General features: G+C 63.3%; 13 protein-coding genes. 8 read left to right on the forward strand and 5 right to left on the reverse strand.

Annotation, left to right across the window (positions count from 1 at the left end):
- The first annotated feature begins 105 nt into the window (after positions 1 to 105).
- Entirely contained in the window at positions 106 to 1,116 is a 1,011-nt protein-coding gene (locus ACF8GF_RS17720) for a DUF4917 family protein (RefSeq protein ID WP_176682662.1), read from the forward strand.
- 33 nt (positions 1,117 to 1,149) lie between these two features.
- Here ACF8GF_RS17720 and ACF8GF_RS17725 read toward each other — a convergent pair whose 3' ends face one another.
- Positions 1,150 to 2,364, reverse strand: coding sequence for a class I SAM-dependent methyltransferase (locus tag ACF8GF_RS17725; RefSeq protein WP_392487744.1), 1,215 nt, complete (start codon positions 2,362 to 2,364; stop codon positions 1,150 to 1,152).
- An 88-nt stretch (positions 2,365 to 2,452) separates the two neighbouring features.
- Positions 2,453 to 3,070: a TPM domain-containing protein gene (locus tag ACF8GF_RS17730; RefSeq protein WP_176682660.1), complete on the reverse strand. Its 618-nt coding sequence runs from the start codon at positions 3,068 to 3,070 to the stop codon at positions 2,453 to 2,455.
- 186 nt (positions 3,071 to 3,256) lie between these two features.
- On the opposite strand from ACF8GF_RS17730, the gene bglX reads away from it, so the two are divergent.
- The 6 genes from bglX (at position 3,257) to ACF8GF_RS17760 (ending at position 11,728) form a co-directional block, all read left to right on the forward strand.
- A complete protein-coding gene (bglX, locus tag ACF8GF_RS17735) occupies positions 3,257 to 5,548 on the forward strand; it encodes a beta-glucosidase BglX (protein WP_176682659.1) in 2,292 nt (763 codons plus the stop codon).
- 130 nt (positions 5,549 to 5,678) lie between these two features.
- Positions 5,679 to 7,436, forward strand: a complete 1,758-nt coding sequence (locus ACF8GF_RS17740) for an ATP-binding protein (protein ID WP_176682658.1) — start codon at positions 5,679 to 5,681, stop codon at positions 7,434 to 7,436.
- On the forward strand, positions 7,430 to 8,764 hold the full coding sequence (locus tag ACF8GF_RS17745) for a sigma-54 dependent transcriptional regulator (protein WP_176682657.1): 1,335 nt from the start codon (positions 7,430 to 7,432) through the stop codon (positions 8,762 to 8,764). The genes ACF8GF_RS17740 and ACF8GF_RS17745 overlap by 7 nt, the downstream gene beginning before the upstream one ends.
- Positions 8,765 to 9,017: 253 nt before the next feature.
- The gene (locus ACF8GF_RS17750) at positions 9,018 to 10,337 is read left to right on the forward strand and encodes an MFS transporter (protein WP_176682656.1); all 1,320 of its coding nucleotides are present in this window, start codon (positions 9,018 to 9,020) and stop codon (positions 10,335 to 10,337) included.
- Positions 10,338 to 10,637: 300 nt separating this feature from the next.
- Positions 10,638 to 11,003, forward strand: coding sequence for a heme utilization protein (locus ACF8GF_RS17755; protein WP_339442994.1), 366 nt, complete (start codon positions 10,638 to 10,640; stop codon positions 11,001 to 11,003).
- Positions 11,004 to 11,122: 119 nt separating this feature from the next.
- A complete protein-coding gene (locus tag ACF8GF_RS17760; RefSeq protein ID WP_010952506.1) occupies positions 11,123 to 11,728 on the forward strand; it encodes a flavin reductase family protein in 606 nt (201 codons plus the stop codon).
- Here ACF8GF_RS17760 and ACF8GF_RS17765 read toward each other — a convergent pair whose 3' ends face one another.
- Entirely contained in the window at positions 11,729 to 11,995 is a 267-nt protein-coding gene (locus ACF8GF_RS17765; RefSeq protein ID WP_014859143.1) for a hypothetical protein, read from the reverse strand.
- A 16-nt stretch (positions 11,996 to 12,011) separates the two neighbouring features.
- Positions 12,012 to 12,305 (reverse strand): putative quinol monooxygenase, encoded by a 294-nt coding sequence (locus ACF8GF_RS17770; protein WP_209963738.1) that lies wholly within the window; start codon positions 12,303 to 12,305, stop codon positions 12,012 to 12,014.
- 202 nt (positions 12,306 to 12,507) lie between these two features.
- Here ACF8GF_RS17770 and ACF8GF_RS17775 point away from each other — a divergent pair, with 202 nt between their 5' ends.
- Entirely contained in the window at positions 12,508 to 13,428 is a 921-nt protein-coding gene (locus ACF8GF_RS17775) for an AraC family transcriptional regulator (RefSeq protein WP_176682652.1), read from the forward strand.
- Positions 13,429 to 13,552: 124 nt separating this feature from the next.
- Here ACF8GF_RS17775 and ACF8GF_RS17780 read toward each other — a convergent pair whose 3' ends face one another.
- On the reverse strand, positions 13,553 to 15,190 hold the full coding sequence (locus ACF8GF_RS17780; protein ID WP_392487745.1) for a 5-guanidino-2-oxopentanoate decarboxylase: 1,638 nt from the start codon (positions 15,188 to 15,190) through the stop codon (positions 13,553 to 13,555).
- Positions 15,191 to 15,253: the final 63 nt, after the last annotated feature.

Below are 15,253 nucleotides of genomic sequence, written 5' to 3' on the forward strand. Positions count from 1 at the left end.
GGCCAGCACAGACAACCCAAAACCATCGCCTTGACACCAACCCTCGCACACCTCGCATGACATGCTAAAGTCGCCCCGTTCCCCGCACCACCCAACGGACCCAGCATGCCCGCACTCGATGCCACCCTTACCCCCTGGCCAGAACTCGCCGCCCGCCACCCCTGCGACGCCCTGCTGCTGGGCAACGGCGCCAGCCGCGCAGTATGGAAGCCGTTCGGCTACTTCTCGCTATTCGAGCAAGCGCAACGCGCGGGCCGCAAGAAAGGCCTGGCGGTCAGTGACCAGGCACTGTTCAAGTCCCTGGCCACGGAACTGTTCGAGCCGGTGCTCAGCGCCCTCAACACCACCGTGCGTACCAATGCCGCCCTGGCCATCAACTCCACCGCGCCGCTGAACCGCTACTACTCGATCAAGGAAGCGTTGATCCACGCCGTGCGCACGGTGCATCTGCCCTGGCCGCTGATGCCGAAGGCGACACTGACAACCCTCAATCAGGCGCTGCGCGGCTATCGAAGCGTCTACACCAGCAACTACGACCTGCTGCTGCCATGGGCCGTGCAGCACGCCCCGAATGGCTTCGCCGAACTGTTCGACGAACAAGGCTATTTCGACGTTCGACGCACCGGCAGCGAAGGCACCCGGGTGCTGCACCTGCACGGCGGCCTGCACCTGCTCAAGCTGCCCGACGGCACCACCCGCCAGCGCAGCGCTGAAAGTGCCGAACTGCTCGATGGGTTTGCCGTGAACATCCCGGGTGAAGTACCGCTGTTCGTCAACGAAGACCGCAGCGACGAGAAACTGCGCGCCATCCGCAACTCGGACTATCTGAGCTGGTGCCTGGGGCAGCTGGCAGGGGAAAGCCAGGGGCTATGCCTGTTCGGGCAGCACCTGGACAGCAGTGACCGGCACCTGCTCGACGCTGTGCGCCAAGCCCGTCCGCAACAGCTGTCCATTGCCATTCGGCCGCTGGGCGAGGCGTCAGTGATCAATCAGAAGCAGCATTTTGCAGATCGTTTCGGGGATTTGCCGGGGACGGCGCTGCATTTCTTCGATGCCAGCACCCATCCGTTGGGGCAGGCAGCATTGGCTGTCGAAGTGCCCTCTGCTCGGCGCTGACAGCGTCCCCTGCAGGCATGCCGGTGGGTGGCGTCAGAGCAACCCATCCGCCCGCAACAATGTTTCCAGGCAATGCTCCTGCACCCCATAGAACGCCTTGAGCTGGGCAATCTTCTCCAGCAACGCCCCGTTATCCCCCGCCTGGCGCCGCTTCACCGCAAGAATCATCTTGTTCTTGTTGGTGTGCTCCAGCGAGATGAACTCGAACACCTTGGTTTCATAGCCACAGGCTTCCAGATACAGTGCGCGCAGGCTGTCGGTGAGCATTTCGGCCTGCTGGCCCAGGTGCAGGCCGTACTGCAGCATGGGTTGCAGCAACCCCGGGCTGTGCAGTTGCGGGCGGATCTGTTTGTGGCAGCACGGCGAGCACATGATGATTGCGGCGTTGCAGCGGATGCCGGTGTGGATGGCGTAGTCGGTGGCGATGTCACAGGCATGCAAGGCGATCATCACCTCGATGGCCTCAGGTACCACGCTGCGTACGTCACCACACTGGAAATCCAGGCCCGGGTGGTCCAGGCGTGCGGCCGCGGTGTTGCACAGGTCGACCATATCCTTGCGCAGTTCCACGCCTGTCACCTGTGCGTCACGGCCCAGGCTGTTGCGCAGGTAATCGTGCATGGCAAAGGTCAGGTAGCCCTTGCCCGAGCCGAAGTCGGCCACCCGCAGTGCCTGCTCGGCCGGCACCGGGGCGCTGGCCAGGGCGTGGTCGAACACCTCGATGAATTTGTTGATCTGCTTCCACTTGCGCGACATGGACGGGATCAGTGCGCCTTGTGCATCGGTCACACCGAGGTCGCGCAGAAACGGCCGCGACAGCTCCAGATAACGCTTCTTCTCGCGGTCATGCCCACTGCCCGCGTCGGCCACGCGCGGCGCCTGGGCACCGTGGCGCTGGAGCATCGGCTTGCCCTTCTTGCTGAAGGTCAGCTGCACTTCGCCGTCAGCATCGAACAGGTGAGCATTGCGGAAGCTGTCCGGCAGCAGTTCGGAAACCAGCACCTGAGCCTGGTCCAGCGGCAGGTTGCGGGTGATGTCACGGGTCTGGTGGCGGTAGACCAGCGACAGGCACGGCTGGCCCTTGACCTGCAGCGGCTTGGCAATGATCCGTTGCAAGGTCTGGTCGGCACCGACATGGCGCGCCAGCACCAGTTTGACCAGGGTTTCGCCGTGCAGAGCGGCGTTCAGCAGGTCGAGAAACTGAGCGCGCGCATCCGGCGCGGAAGAGGCAGAAGTACTGGCGGGCATGAAAAAGGGGGCCTTGGGTAGCGGAACGCCTATTCTAACGTGCCCCAAGCACCCTGTGGGAGCGCTCTCCAGAAACGCTGGTGCTCCTTCAGTCGAGAATCACCAAGCGGTTGGGCAACTCGTTGCGGGCATGGGTTGGCGGCACGTGCCGGCTAAGCAGCTCGCCACACGCCTCGATGCACTCGACAAAGCCCTGCAAGGTACGGCCCTGGCGCACCTGCTCGGCCAAGCGGGCACCGATGGCCGCGCGGGCCTCGGCATCCAGGCAGTGTTCGATACCCCGATCGACCAAGATTTCCACATGCCGCTCCGCCTCGCTGACGAAAATCAGCACGCCCGTGGCGCCTGCTGTGCGCTGCAGGTTCTGCTCGCGAAACTGCTGGCGGGCCAGGCGTGAGGCTCGCCAGCGGCGCAAGGCACGGGGGATCAGCCAGTCGGCCAGGCGCGCGTTGCGCAGCAGCAGGCACAGACCGACGAACAACAGCACGTTGCCCAGCAGCACACCACGCACGCTGGGCCAAGCCAGCAGCCAGTGCAACAGACCCGGTACGGACAGCGCCAGCACAGCGGCGCAGAGCAACGGCCAATAGGCGTAGTCGTCGGCACGGCGGGCCAGCACCGTCACCAGTTCGGCATCGGTACGCCGTTCGGCACGGGCTATGGCTTCGGCAATCTGCCGCTGATGGTATTCGTCGAAGGGCGTCATGCCGTCGGTCTCTTGAGCGTTCTTATAGTTGTTATCCCGGCATTCGGGGCTTCATCCGCAGGCGATATATTCAGGCATAATCCGCCGCTGGAAGAATTGCCCGCAAATCGTACAACAATAGCCGCCTGAAAACTTCGGTCGCGCACGTATCACGGTGGATACGGCAGCGGCCCCATAACGGAATTGATGATGAAACTGTCTTTGCTGGGCCTGGCCATGGGCCTTGCCAGTCAGGCGGCCCTCGCCGCCCCCTCCGCGCCGCCCCTGCAGGACAAGCAGGCATTCATCGAGCATCTGATCAGCCAGATGACCGAAGCCGAGAAAATCGGCCAGTTGCGCCTGATCAGCATCGGCCCGGAGATGCCCCGCGACAAGATCCGCGAGGAAATCGCCGCCGGCCGCATCGGTGGCACCTTCAACTCTCGCACAGCCCCCGAAAACCGACCGATGCAGGACGCGGCCATGCGAAGCCGCCTGAAAATCCCGATGTTCTTCGCCTACGACACCGTCCACGGCGAGCGCACCATCTTCCCGATCGGCCTGGGCATGGCCGCCACCTGGGACATGGAGGCCGTCGCCAAGGTCGGCCGCACCGCGGCGATCGAAGCCTCGGCCGACGCCCTGGACATGACGTTCGCGCCAATGGTGGATATCGCCCGTGACCCGCGCTGGGGCCGCACCAGTGAAGGTTTCGGCGAAGACACCTACCTGACTTCGAAAATCGGCCAGGTAATGGTGCGCTCGTTCCAGGGCAGCAGCCCGGCCAACCCCGACAGCATCATGGCCATCGTCAAGCATTTCGCCTTGTACGGCGCAGTGGAAGGCGGGCGCGACTACAACACGGTCGATATGAGCCTGCCGAAAATGTACAACGACTACCTGCCACCCTATCGCGCCGCGCTCGATGCGGGCGCCGGTGGCGTGATGGTCGCGCTGAACTCGATCAACGGCGTACCAGCCACCTCCAACACCTGGCTGATGAACGACTTGCTGCGCAAGGAGTGGGGCTTCAAGGGCGTGACCATCAGCGACCACGGCGCCATCCAAGAGCTGATTCGCCACGGCGTCGCCCGTGATGGCCGTGAAGCCGCCAAGCTGGCGATCAAGGCCGGCATCGACATGAGCATGAACGATACCCTGTACGGCGAGGAGCTGCCGGGCCTGCTGAAGTCCGGCGAAGTGAGCCAGCGCGAACTGGACCAGGCGGTACGTGAGGTGCTGGGTGCCAAGTACGACATGGGCCTGTTCAAGGACCCATACGTGCGCATCGGCAAAGCCGAAACCGACCTGAAGGACTACTACGGCAACGACCGCCTGCACCGCGAAGCTGCGCGTGACGTGGCACGCCGCAGCCTGGTGCTGCTGGAAAACCGCAACCAGACCCTGCCGCTGAAAAAGGCCGGCACCATTGCCTTGGTCGGCCCGCTGGCCGATGCCCCGATCGACATGATGGGCAGCTGGGCCGCCGACGGTAAACCCGTCCACTCCGTGACCGTGCGCGAGGGCTTGCGCCGCGCCGTGGACGGCAAGGCCAAGCTGGTCTACGCCAAAGGTTCCAACGTCACGGGCGACAAGGCGATCCTCGATTACCTGAACTTCCTCAACTTCGATGCCCCGGAAATCGTCGACGACCCACGCCCGCCTGCCGTGCTGATCGATGAAGCAGTCAAGGCGGCGAAGCAATCCGACGTCGTGGTCGCTGTAGTTGGCGAGTCCCGCGGCATGTCCCATGAGTCGTCGAGCCGTACCACCCTGGAGATCCCGGCCAGCCAGCGCGAGCTGATCAAGGCGCTCAAGGCCACCGGCAAACCGCTGGTGCTGGTGCTGATGAACGGCCGTCCGCTGTCGATCAGCTGGGAGCGCGAGCAGGCCGACGCCATCCTGGAAACCTGGTTCGCCGGCACCGAAGGCGGCAATGCCATCGCCGACGTGCTGTTTGGCGACTACAACCCCTCCGGCAAGCTGGCCATTACCTTCCCTCGGTCGGTGGGGCAGATCCCGATGTACTACAACCACACTCGCATCGGCCGGCCGTTCACGCCGGGCAAGCCGGGCAACTACACCTCGCAATACTTCGAAGAACCCAACGGGCCCCTTTATCCGTTCGGCTATGGCTTGAGCTACAGCAGCTTCGAGCTGTCGGGCCTGAACCTGTCGGGCAAGGATCTCAAGCGCGGCGATACGCTGGAAGCCAAGGTAACGGTCAAGAACACCGGCAAGGTTGCAGGCGAGACGGTGGTGCAGCTGTACCTGCAGGATGTGTCGGCGTCGATGAGCCGCCCGGTGAAAGAGCTGAAAAACTTCCAGAAGCTGATGCTTGAACCTGGTGAAACCCGCACGTTGACCTTCCGCATCAGCGAGGACGACCTGAAGTTCTACAATGGCCAGTTGCAGCGGGTTGCCGAACCTGGGGAGTTCAATGTCCAGGTAGGGCTGGATTCCCAGGCGGTGCAGCAGCAGAGCTTCGAATTGCTTTGACTGAAAATGGCCGCCTGTTCCGGCCTTTTCGCGGCTAAACCCGCTCCTGCAGGTGCTGCAGAGTACCTGTAGGAGCGGGTTTACCCGCGAAGAGGCCGGCCCCGATATCCCACCACCGGATCCGCCCCCAATGCCCTTTTCCTTTCGCGCCCTGCGTCTGGGGCTGATCACCCTGCTGATCGTGCTGGGTACCGCACTCAGCGCCGGCTGGGCCATGCACCAGGCCAAGCGCCAGGCCATGGAAGACGACGCCAAGCGTGCCAGCCAGCAACTGGGCCTGTACGCCAACGCACTGCACACCCTGATCGAGCGCTACCGCGCCCTCCCCGCCGTGCTGGCGCTAGACCCGGAGCTGATCGCAGCCTTGCGCGGCCCGATCGATGAAGGCGTTCAGAACGCCCTGAACCACAAGCTCGAACGTATCAATGGCGCCGCCAATTCCTCCACCCTCGAACTGCTCGACCGCACCGGCCTGGCCATTGCCGCCAGCAATTGGCGGCTGCCCAGCAGCTACGTCGGCTCCAACTACGGTTTCCGTCCCTACTTCAAGCAAACCCGCAGCCAGGGCAGTGGCCGCTTCTATGCCGTGGGCGTGACCAGTGGCGTGCCGGGCTACTTTCTCGCCAGCGCGGTGAACGACGAGCACGGCCGCTTCCTTGGCGCCATGGTGGTGAAGCTGGAATTCCCCGAGCTGGAACGCGAGTGGCGACAGGGCAACGATATCCTGTTGGTCAGCGACGCCCGCGGTATTACTTTCATTGCAAACCAGGATGGCTGGCGCTACCGCGAGCTTCAGCCGCTCAGTGGTGCCGACCGTGCCGAGCTGGCCGAAACCCGTCAGTACGACAAGCAACCGCTGGTGCCGCTCCAGCATCAGGTGCTGACGCGGTTTGCCCCCTACAGCACCCTTAGCCGCGTGCAAGGCCCCGAGGGTAGCACCGAGTACTTGTGGGAAAGCCTGCCGCTGGAAGGCGAAAACTGGACCTTGCACCTGCTGCGCAAACCGCAGGTCGCTGCCGACGGCCGTAATGCCGCGCTTGGCGCCGCCGCCGTCTGGCTGAGCCTGGTGTTCGCCGTCCTTTTCGTCAGCCAACGCCTGCGCCTGGCACGCCTGCGCCAGCGCAGCCGGCAAGAACTCGAACGCCAGGTCGAGGAGCGCACCCGCGAGCTGCGCACTGCCCAGGAAGGCCTGGTGCAATCAGCCAAGCTGGCCGCACTCGGGCAGATGTCGGCGGCCATGGCCCACGAAATCAACCAACCGCTGACCACCCAACGTATGCAGTTGGAGACCCTGCGCCTGCTGCTTGACCATGGTCGCCACGACGAAGCACGGCAAGCGCTGGAGCCGCTGGAACAGATGCTCACGCGCATGGCAGCGCTGACCAGCCACCTGAAAACCTTTGCCCGCAACAGCCCGATGGGCCTGCGCGAACGCCTCGACCTGGCAACCGTGGTCGATCAGGCCTTGCACCTGCTGGAAGCGCGCATTCGCAGCGAGGAAGTGGAGGTGGCTCTGTACCTGGCACGCCCGGCCTGGGTACGCGGCGATGCCATCCGCCTGGAGCAGGTGCTGATAAACCTCCTGCACAATGCACTCGACGCGATGATCGACAAGCGCTACAAACGCCTGGAGATCCGCATCGAACCCGACGGAGAGCTATGGCGCCTGAGCGTGCTCGACTCGGGTGGCGGCATTGCCGAAGCCGACCTGCCCAAGGTCTTCGACCCGTTCTTCACCACCAAACCGGTGGGGGAAGGGCTAGGGCTGGGCCTGGCCATTTCTTACGGCATCGTCCATGAGGCCGGCGGCCAGCTGCGGGCCGAAAACCTGCCTGGCGGCGCGCGCCTGAGCCTTACCCTGCCCCGTGACCTGGAGCCTGTATGTTGAATTCGGTGATCGTCGTCGATGATGAAGCCAGTATCCGCACTGCTGTCGAGCAATGGCTGAGCCTGTCAGGCTTCAGCGTGCAGTTGTTCGCTCGCGCCGAAGAGTGCCTGGCGCACCTGCCGCAGCACTTCCCTGGGGTGATCATCAGCGATGTGCGCATGCCGGGTATGGATGGCCTGCAATTGCTCGAACGCCTGCAAGCGAACGACCCCGACCTGCCCGTGATTCTGCTGACCGGTCACGGTGATGTACCGATGGCGGTAGAAGCCATGCGCAGCGGGGCCTATGACTTCCTGGAAAAACCCTTCACGCCGCAAGACTTGCTGGGCAGCCTGCGTCGCGCCCTGGAAAAGCGCCAGCTGGTGCTGGAGAACCGCCGGCTCCACGAGCAGGCCGACCTCAAGTCACGCCTGGAAGTCACGCTGCTGGGCATGTCCCAGGGCCTGCAACAGCTGCGCCGGCAAGTCCTGGACCTGGCCAGCCTGCCGGTAAACGTACTGATCCGCGGTGAAACCGGCAGTGGCAAGGAGCGGGTGGCCCGCTGCCTGCACGACTTTGGTCCTCGCGCCGCCAAGCCCTTTGTAGCCCTTAACTGCGCGGCCATCCCCGAATCGCTGTTCGAGGCCGAACTGTTCGGCCATGAGAGCGGTGCCTTCACGGGCGCCCAGGGTAAACGGATCGGCAAGCTGGAGTACGCCAACGGTGGCACCGTGTTCCTCGACGAAATCGAGAGCATGCCACTGGCCCAACAAGCCAAGCTGTTGCGGGTGATTCAGGAGCAGAAGCTGGAGCGCCTGGGGGCCAACCAGAGCATCAGCGTGGACCTGCGCATCATTGCGGCGACCAAGCCCGACCTGCTCGGGGAGGCTCGTGCCGGGCGCTTCCGCGAAGACCTGGCCTACCGCCTGAATGTGGCCGAATTGCGCCTGGCACCGCTGCGCGAGCGGCGGGAGGATATTCCGCTGCTGTTCGAACACTTTGCCCGTGCTGCCGGTGAAAAGCTTGGTCGCGCTGCCCCGCCGCTATCGGGTGCACAGCTGGCGCAGCTGCTGTCACATGACTGGCCTGGCAACGTGCGTGAGCTGGCCAATGCGGCGGAGCGGCATGCGTTGGGGCTGGGTTCGCCAAACATCGAGGTTGCACCTGCCGGGCAGTCGCTGGGCGAGCAAATGGAAGCATTCGAGGCGCAATGCCTGCGTGCGGCCTTGCGTCAGCATGGGGGCGAGATCAAGTCGGTGATGGAGGCGTTGCAACTGCCGCGGCGCACGCTTAACGAGAAGATGCAACGGCATGGGCTGGTGCGCGAGGATTTTATTGGGCAGGCATGAGCGGAAATCCGCTTATGACCAGGACCTGGTAGGCGAAAAACTGCTCATCACATCGAGATTTCGGACTGCTTTGCAGCCCTTCGCGGTCAGGCCCGCGCCTGCATAGGGCGGCGCAAGGCCCACTACTGTGCCGGCTTGGGGTATTTGATGCCCTCAAATGAATCAGCCCGCACCCATTTGGCACACCTTCTGCAATTGCCTTGGCAAGCTGCGCCACGGCGCGCTCCACAAAAACAACGAGAAGGTATCCCTGATGGATAACGCCACCTCCCTGCCCGCCGGGGCGGCCACCGCGCCTGCCGCAGAAAAAACCACCGCCAGCCGCTTGAAGTCGATTTTCAGCGGGTCCATCGGCAACATGGTCGAATGGTACGACTGGTACGTCTACGCCGCATTCTCGCTGTACTTCGCCAAGGCCTTCTTCCCGGCCGGCGACTCCACCGCACAACTGCTCAATACCGCCGCGATCTTCGCCGTGGGCTTCCTCATGCGCCCGATCGGTGGCTGGCTGATGGGCCTGTACGCCGACCGCAAGGGCCGCAAGGCCGCGCTGATGGCGTCGGTCCTGCTCATGTGCGCCGGCTCGCTGGTCATCGCCCTGACCCCGGGTTACGAAACCATCGGCGTCGCCGCACCTGTCCTGCTGGTCATCGCGCGCCTGCTGCAGGGCCTGTCGGTGGGTGGTGAATACGGCACCTCGGCCACCTACCTCAGCGAAATGGCCAGCAAGGAGCGCCGTGGTTTCTTCTCCAGCTTCCAGTACGTGACCCTGATCTCCGGCCAGCTCATCGCCCTGGCGGTACTGATCGTCCTGCAACAGACCCTGACCACCGAGCAGTTGTACGCCTGGGGCTGGCGCGTGCCGTTCGTGATCGGTGCGCTGTGCGCGGTGGTGGCCCTGTACCTGCGTCGCGGCATGGAAGAAACCGCCTCGTTCACCAAGAAGGAAAAGGCCAAGGAAAGCCTGATGCGCACCCTGCTGCGTCACCCCAAGGAGCTGATGACCGTCGTCGGTCTGACCATGGGCGGTACCCTGGCCTTCTACACCTATACCACCTACATGCAGAAGTACCTGGTCAACACCGTAGGCATGAGCATCAGTGACTCGACCACCATCTCGGCCGCCACGCTGTTCCTGTTCATGTGCCTGCAGCCGGTGATCGGTGGTCTCTCCGACAAGATCGGCCGCCGTCCAATCCTGATCGCCTTCGGTGTGCTCGGCACCCTGTTCACCGTCCCTATCCTCAGCACCCTGCACACCATCCAGAGCTGGTGGGGTGCGTTCTTCCTGATCATGGCAGCGCTGATCATCGTAAGCGGCTATACCTCGATCAACGCCGTGGTCAAAGCCGAGCTGTTCCCTACCGAGATTCGCGCCCTGGGCGTGGGCCTGCCGTATGCCCTGACCGTGTCGATCTTCGGTGGCACCGCCGAATACGTGGCCCTGTGGTTCAAGAGCGCTGGTATGGAGAGCGGCTTCTACTGGTACGTCACCGCCTGTATCGCCTGCTCGCTGCTGGTTTACGCGACCATGAAAGACACCAAGCAGCACTCGCGGATTACCACTGAGTAACGCTGGCCTGGCAGTACTAAAAGGGGCGCTCCATTGCATGGAGCGCCCCTTTTCTATTCAGACTTTTCCTTCTTAACGCCCTATTAATTCCACCTCATCAAGCTGCAATGGCTGGCAGAACGTTGGCGCCCGCAAGGACGCTCCCTAGCCAGGCTTGCGGCCTGAAGCACGACATACGCGCCCAAACACATCGAATAAATAGATTATTAAGCGCTGTTTTTTGCGCTTTTTAATCAAATTATTCGGCGTAGGATTAAACCCATAGAAACAAACAACTCACAAACCCCTGGAGCAACGACCATGAAAAACAAACTGATCCTTACCCTGGCCCTCTCGGTTTTCGCAGCTGGCGCCTTCGCCGAAGATGGCTTCGACCGGACCGACGCTCACACCTTTGCCGCGGCTCAAACCCAGCCCGCCAGCTACGCTGAAGACGGCTTCGATCGCACCGGTGGCCAACGCTTCGCCGAAGATGGCTTCGACCGCACCGGCGGCCAACGCTTCGCCGAAGACGGCTTCGATCGCACCGGCGGCCAACGCTTCGCCGAAGACGGCTTCGACCGCACCGGCGGCCAACGCTTCGCCGAAGACGGCTTCGACCGCACCGGCGGCCAACGCTTCGCCGAAGATGGCTTCAACCGCACCAACGCGCACCGCATCAGCTGATACCTGATTGCGAGCACCCAGCCCGGCTTCGGCCGGGCTTGATCATTTGCACGCGAGCTCAGGCTTGGCACACTAGGCACCTTGTCCACCAGGAGGTAGGGCCAACAAGGCCAGCACAGATGTATTACTACGAACCCGCCAAAGGCCACGGCCTGCCGCACGACCCGTTCAATGCCATCGTCGGTCCCCGCCCGATCGGCTGGATCTCCTCTCAGGACCGCGAAGGCCGCCTGAACCTGGCGCCTTACAGCTTCTTCAATGCGTTCAACTACATCCCGCCGATCATCGGTTTCTGCAGCGTCGGGCGCAAAGACAGCCTGAACAACATCGAGCAGACCGGTGAGTTCGTCTGGAACCTGGCCACCCGCCCCCTGGCCGAGCAAATGAACCTGAGCTGCGCACCGGTTGCTGCCGAAGTAAACGAATTCGAATTGAGCGGCCTAACTGCCGCACCGTCGAGCATCGTCAAGGTGCCGCGCGTGGGTGAAACGCCGGTAGCCTTCGAGTGCAAGGTCAGCCAGATCGTCCAGCTCAAGCGCGCCGACCAGGAACAGGTGCCCAGCTGGCTTATCCTCGGGGAAGTGGTGGCGGTGCACATTGCCGAACACCTGCTGAACAACGGCATCTACGATACCGCTGCCGCCGAGCCTATTCTGCGGGGGGGTGGCCCGGCGGATTATTTCGAGCTGGGCAACCTGTTCAAGATGGCCCGGCCGCCGGCCTGATCACCAGACCAGCTCACCCTCTTCGCTGACGCCCTGCAGGCGTTGCAGTTCGGCGGTGGCCGCTTCGTCGGCGGCCACGGCGCCCTTGAATACCTGCCCGTCGAGAACCTTGTGAAAGCGCGGCGCGCCGCCCATGCCCAAGGCTTTGACCGCGATGGCTGCGTTGTAGCCGCCACCTTCCACCGGCACCATCGCCGATACCGCTTCGAAATGAGTGAATTCCCTACGTGCCATGTTGCTGTCCGCGTGATTGAACAAGGGCGTCACTTTACCTCATTCACGCTCAATCGAAGGTATGCAAGTCCAGGCTGCTGACCACCTGGGCCTGCACCAGCTCACCGAACACCTCCAGTGTCGGCGAAGCAAAGTAACCACTCATCGCCTGCTGGTCCTGCCAGCTTCCGCTGAGCAACCACAGGTCAGCATCAGCCTGCGAACGCTGCACGGTAAAACTCAGGCAACCCGGTGTACGCCGCGAGGGCTCAAGCAGGTCACGCAGGCGCGCGCCCAGCTCTGCCGAGCGCCCGCTGCTGGCACGGATGAAAGCAAGGTGGGTGACCGGTTGGTTAAGGGTCATTGCACAATCTCCTTGAAGCAGGCGGACGGAAAAGCCAGGCTGCCAAGGTTAGGCGCTCACCCGCGCGGCGCGTTAGGCCATTACTGCACGTCGATTGCCTGATCCTGCAGCGCGGCAGGATCAGGCAATCGACATGCAGCTTTCGACTAGCGCCCGTCTTTGCCCAAACCTATGCTGCGTCGGTCAGCAGAGGAAAGCCATCATGACCACCGCCACGTCCACCGAACCGACCCTGGAACTGCAGCGCCTGGAGCTGGCCGAGCTGATCAACCGCCACGCGGGCGAGCCCCATGGCCCGGCGTCGGCCATCGATGACCTGCACCTGGTGCGCTACACCGAAAATGTGCGTTCTGTGCCCACCCTGGCGCAGCCTGCCCTGTGCATCCTTGCCCAAGGCAGCAAAAGCCTGTTCCTGGGTGACGAGCAGTACGCCTACGACCCACTGCATTACATGGTCGTTTCGGTGACCTTGCCGCTCAGTGCCGTGAGGCTGGATGCCAGCCCCGAGAACCCAAGCCTGGGCCTGCGCATGGACCTGGACCCGGCCGAGATCAGCCAACTGATCGCCGAGAGCGGACCGATGCTGGTACCCAATCGACCTTCCGGCCGTGGTTTGTACGTGGAAAGGACAGATGCCGCATTGCTCGATGCCCTGCTGCGGTTGCTGCGCCTGCTTGACACCCCCCGCGATATCGCAATGCTGGCGCCGCTGTTCCGCCGCGAGATTCTCTACCGCCTGCTGCGTGGGCCGCAGGGTTACCGGCTGTATGAAATTGCCTTGGCCAACAGCCAGACCCACCGGGTTTGCCAGGCCATCACCTGGCTCAACAACAACTTCCAACAGCCGCTGCGTATCGAGGACCTGGCACGTGAGGTCAACCTCAGCACCTCGACCTTGCACCACCGCTTCAAGGCGGTGACCTCGATGAGCCCATTGCAGTACCAGAAGCAACTGCGCCTGCAGGAAGCCCGGCGACTGATGTTGAACGACGGGCTGGAGGCGGCGGTGGCGGCTTATCGGGTGGGTTATGAAAGCCCGTCGCAGTTCAGCCGTGAATACAGCCGGCTTTACGGCGCGCCGCCGATTCGTGATGTGGCTCGGTTGCGGGCTACTGCGGTCTGAAGCTCAACATTCGCCTGCACCGGCGCTTTCGCGGGTAAACCCGCTCCTACAGGTTTTTTGCACAGATGCGAAAATTGCGCGCTGCCTGCAGGCGCGAGAGGCCGATACAGGCAATCGCAATGCTTCAACCCAACACCGCGGCCTGCCACTGATTCTGATCCACCTGAATCAAGGTCGGCCCCGTGCGCTCCACCGCTTGCCCGAGCGCCGCCTGCAATTGGGCGATATCGGCCACGTTCTCTGCTGCCGCGCCCAACGCCCGCGCCACGCCGATGAAATCCGGGGTATGGATATCCACCCCGACCGGCTCGATCGCCCGATTGACCATGTATTTCTTGATTTCCTCGTACCCCTGGTTATTCCACAGCAGTACGATCAGCGGTACCTGCGCCTCCACTGCACTGGCCAGTTCCGGCAGGGTGAACTGCAAACCACCATCACCAATCAGGCACACCGCCGGAGCGCGTTCGACGGCCTGCTCGGCACTGCCCAACCAGGCGCCCATGGCTGCTGGCAACGCGTAACCCAAGGTGCCGTACCCGGTCGAGGCGTTGAACCAGCGCCGTGGCTGCTCCATGTCGAGTGTCAGGTTGCCGGTGTACACAGGTTGGGTCGAGTCGCCCACCAGAATCGCATTCGGCAGGCGCTCTAGTATGGCGCTCAGCAAGCGCGTCTGGCTCAGGGTGGGCTGGTCCCAGTCTGCCGCCAGGACCTTGCGCAGATTGGCCACGCGGGCCACGCCCCAAGTGCTTTCGTGCACTGGCTGCGGCTGGGCTTGCAGGGCACCGAGCAGCGCTTCGGCAGCCAGCTCGGCATCGGCTACCAGCGCCAGCTCCGGCAGATAATTGCGCACGGTCTGGTCCGGGTCGATGTCAATGCGCAGCAGACTGCCCGGGATCTCGAAGCCTCCCTTGAAGGTCACGTCATAATCGGTTTCGGCCAGTTCGGTGCCGATCGCCAGCACCACGTCAGCCTCGGCCACCAGCGCCCGTGTAGCCGGTAACGACTGGGTCGAGCCGATCTGCAATGGGTGGCTGGCAGGCAGCAAGCCTTTGGCATTGATGGTCAGCGCCACCGGGGCCTGAAGGTGTTCGGCCAGGCGTGCCAGCGCAGCGCCCGCAGCCAACGCCCCGCCACCGGCCAGAATCAGCGGCCGACGTGCACTGGCCAGTCGCTCAGCCATCTGCGCCACGGCCTGAGGTGCAGCCCCTGCCCGACTACCCCGTACAGGGCGTCCCGGCAGCAGGAAGTCGGCCGGTTCAACCAGCACATCGAGCGGGATTTCGATATGTACCGGACGCGGCCGGGCACTGTCGAACACGGCAAATGCCCGGGCCAGCACCTGCGGCAAGTCGGCTGCACTCATCAAAGTGTGGGAAAACGCTGCCACACCCGATACCAGCGCCGCTTGGTTGGGCAGCTCGTGCAGCTTGCCACGGCCACCGCCCAACTGGTCACGGGACTGCACGCTGGAAATCACCAGCATCGGGATCGAGTCGGCATAAGCCTGGCCCATGGCAGTGGTGATATTGGTCATGCCCGGCCCGGTGATAATGAAGCACACCCCGGGTTTGCCGCGGGTGCGCGCATAGCCGTCAGCCATGAACCCGGCACCTTGCTCATGACGTGGGGTGATGTGACGAATGGAAGAGCCCGCCAGGCCACGATAGAGCTCCACGGTATGTACACCGGGGATGCCGAAGACATGATCGACGCCATAGCCTTCAAGGAGATTGACCAGTACTTCGCCGCAGGTTGCCATCAGGGATCACCATGAATCGTGTTGGGGTATGCCCTTATTGGACCCAAGCCACGGCTATCGCCA

The sequence above is a fragment of the Pseudomonas sp. yb_5 genome (assembly GCF_043103865.1).
In the GTDB taxonomy this organism is placed as follows: Bacteria; Pseudomonadota; Gammaproteobacteria; order Pseudomonadales; family Pseudomonadaceae; genus Aquipseudomonas; species Aquipseudomonas putida_Y.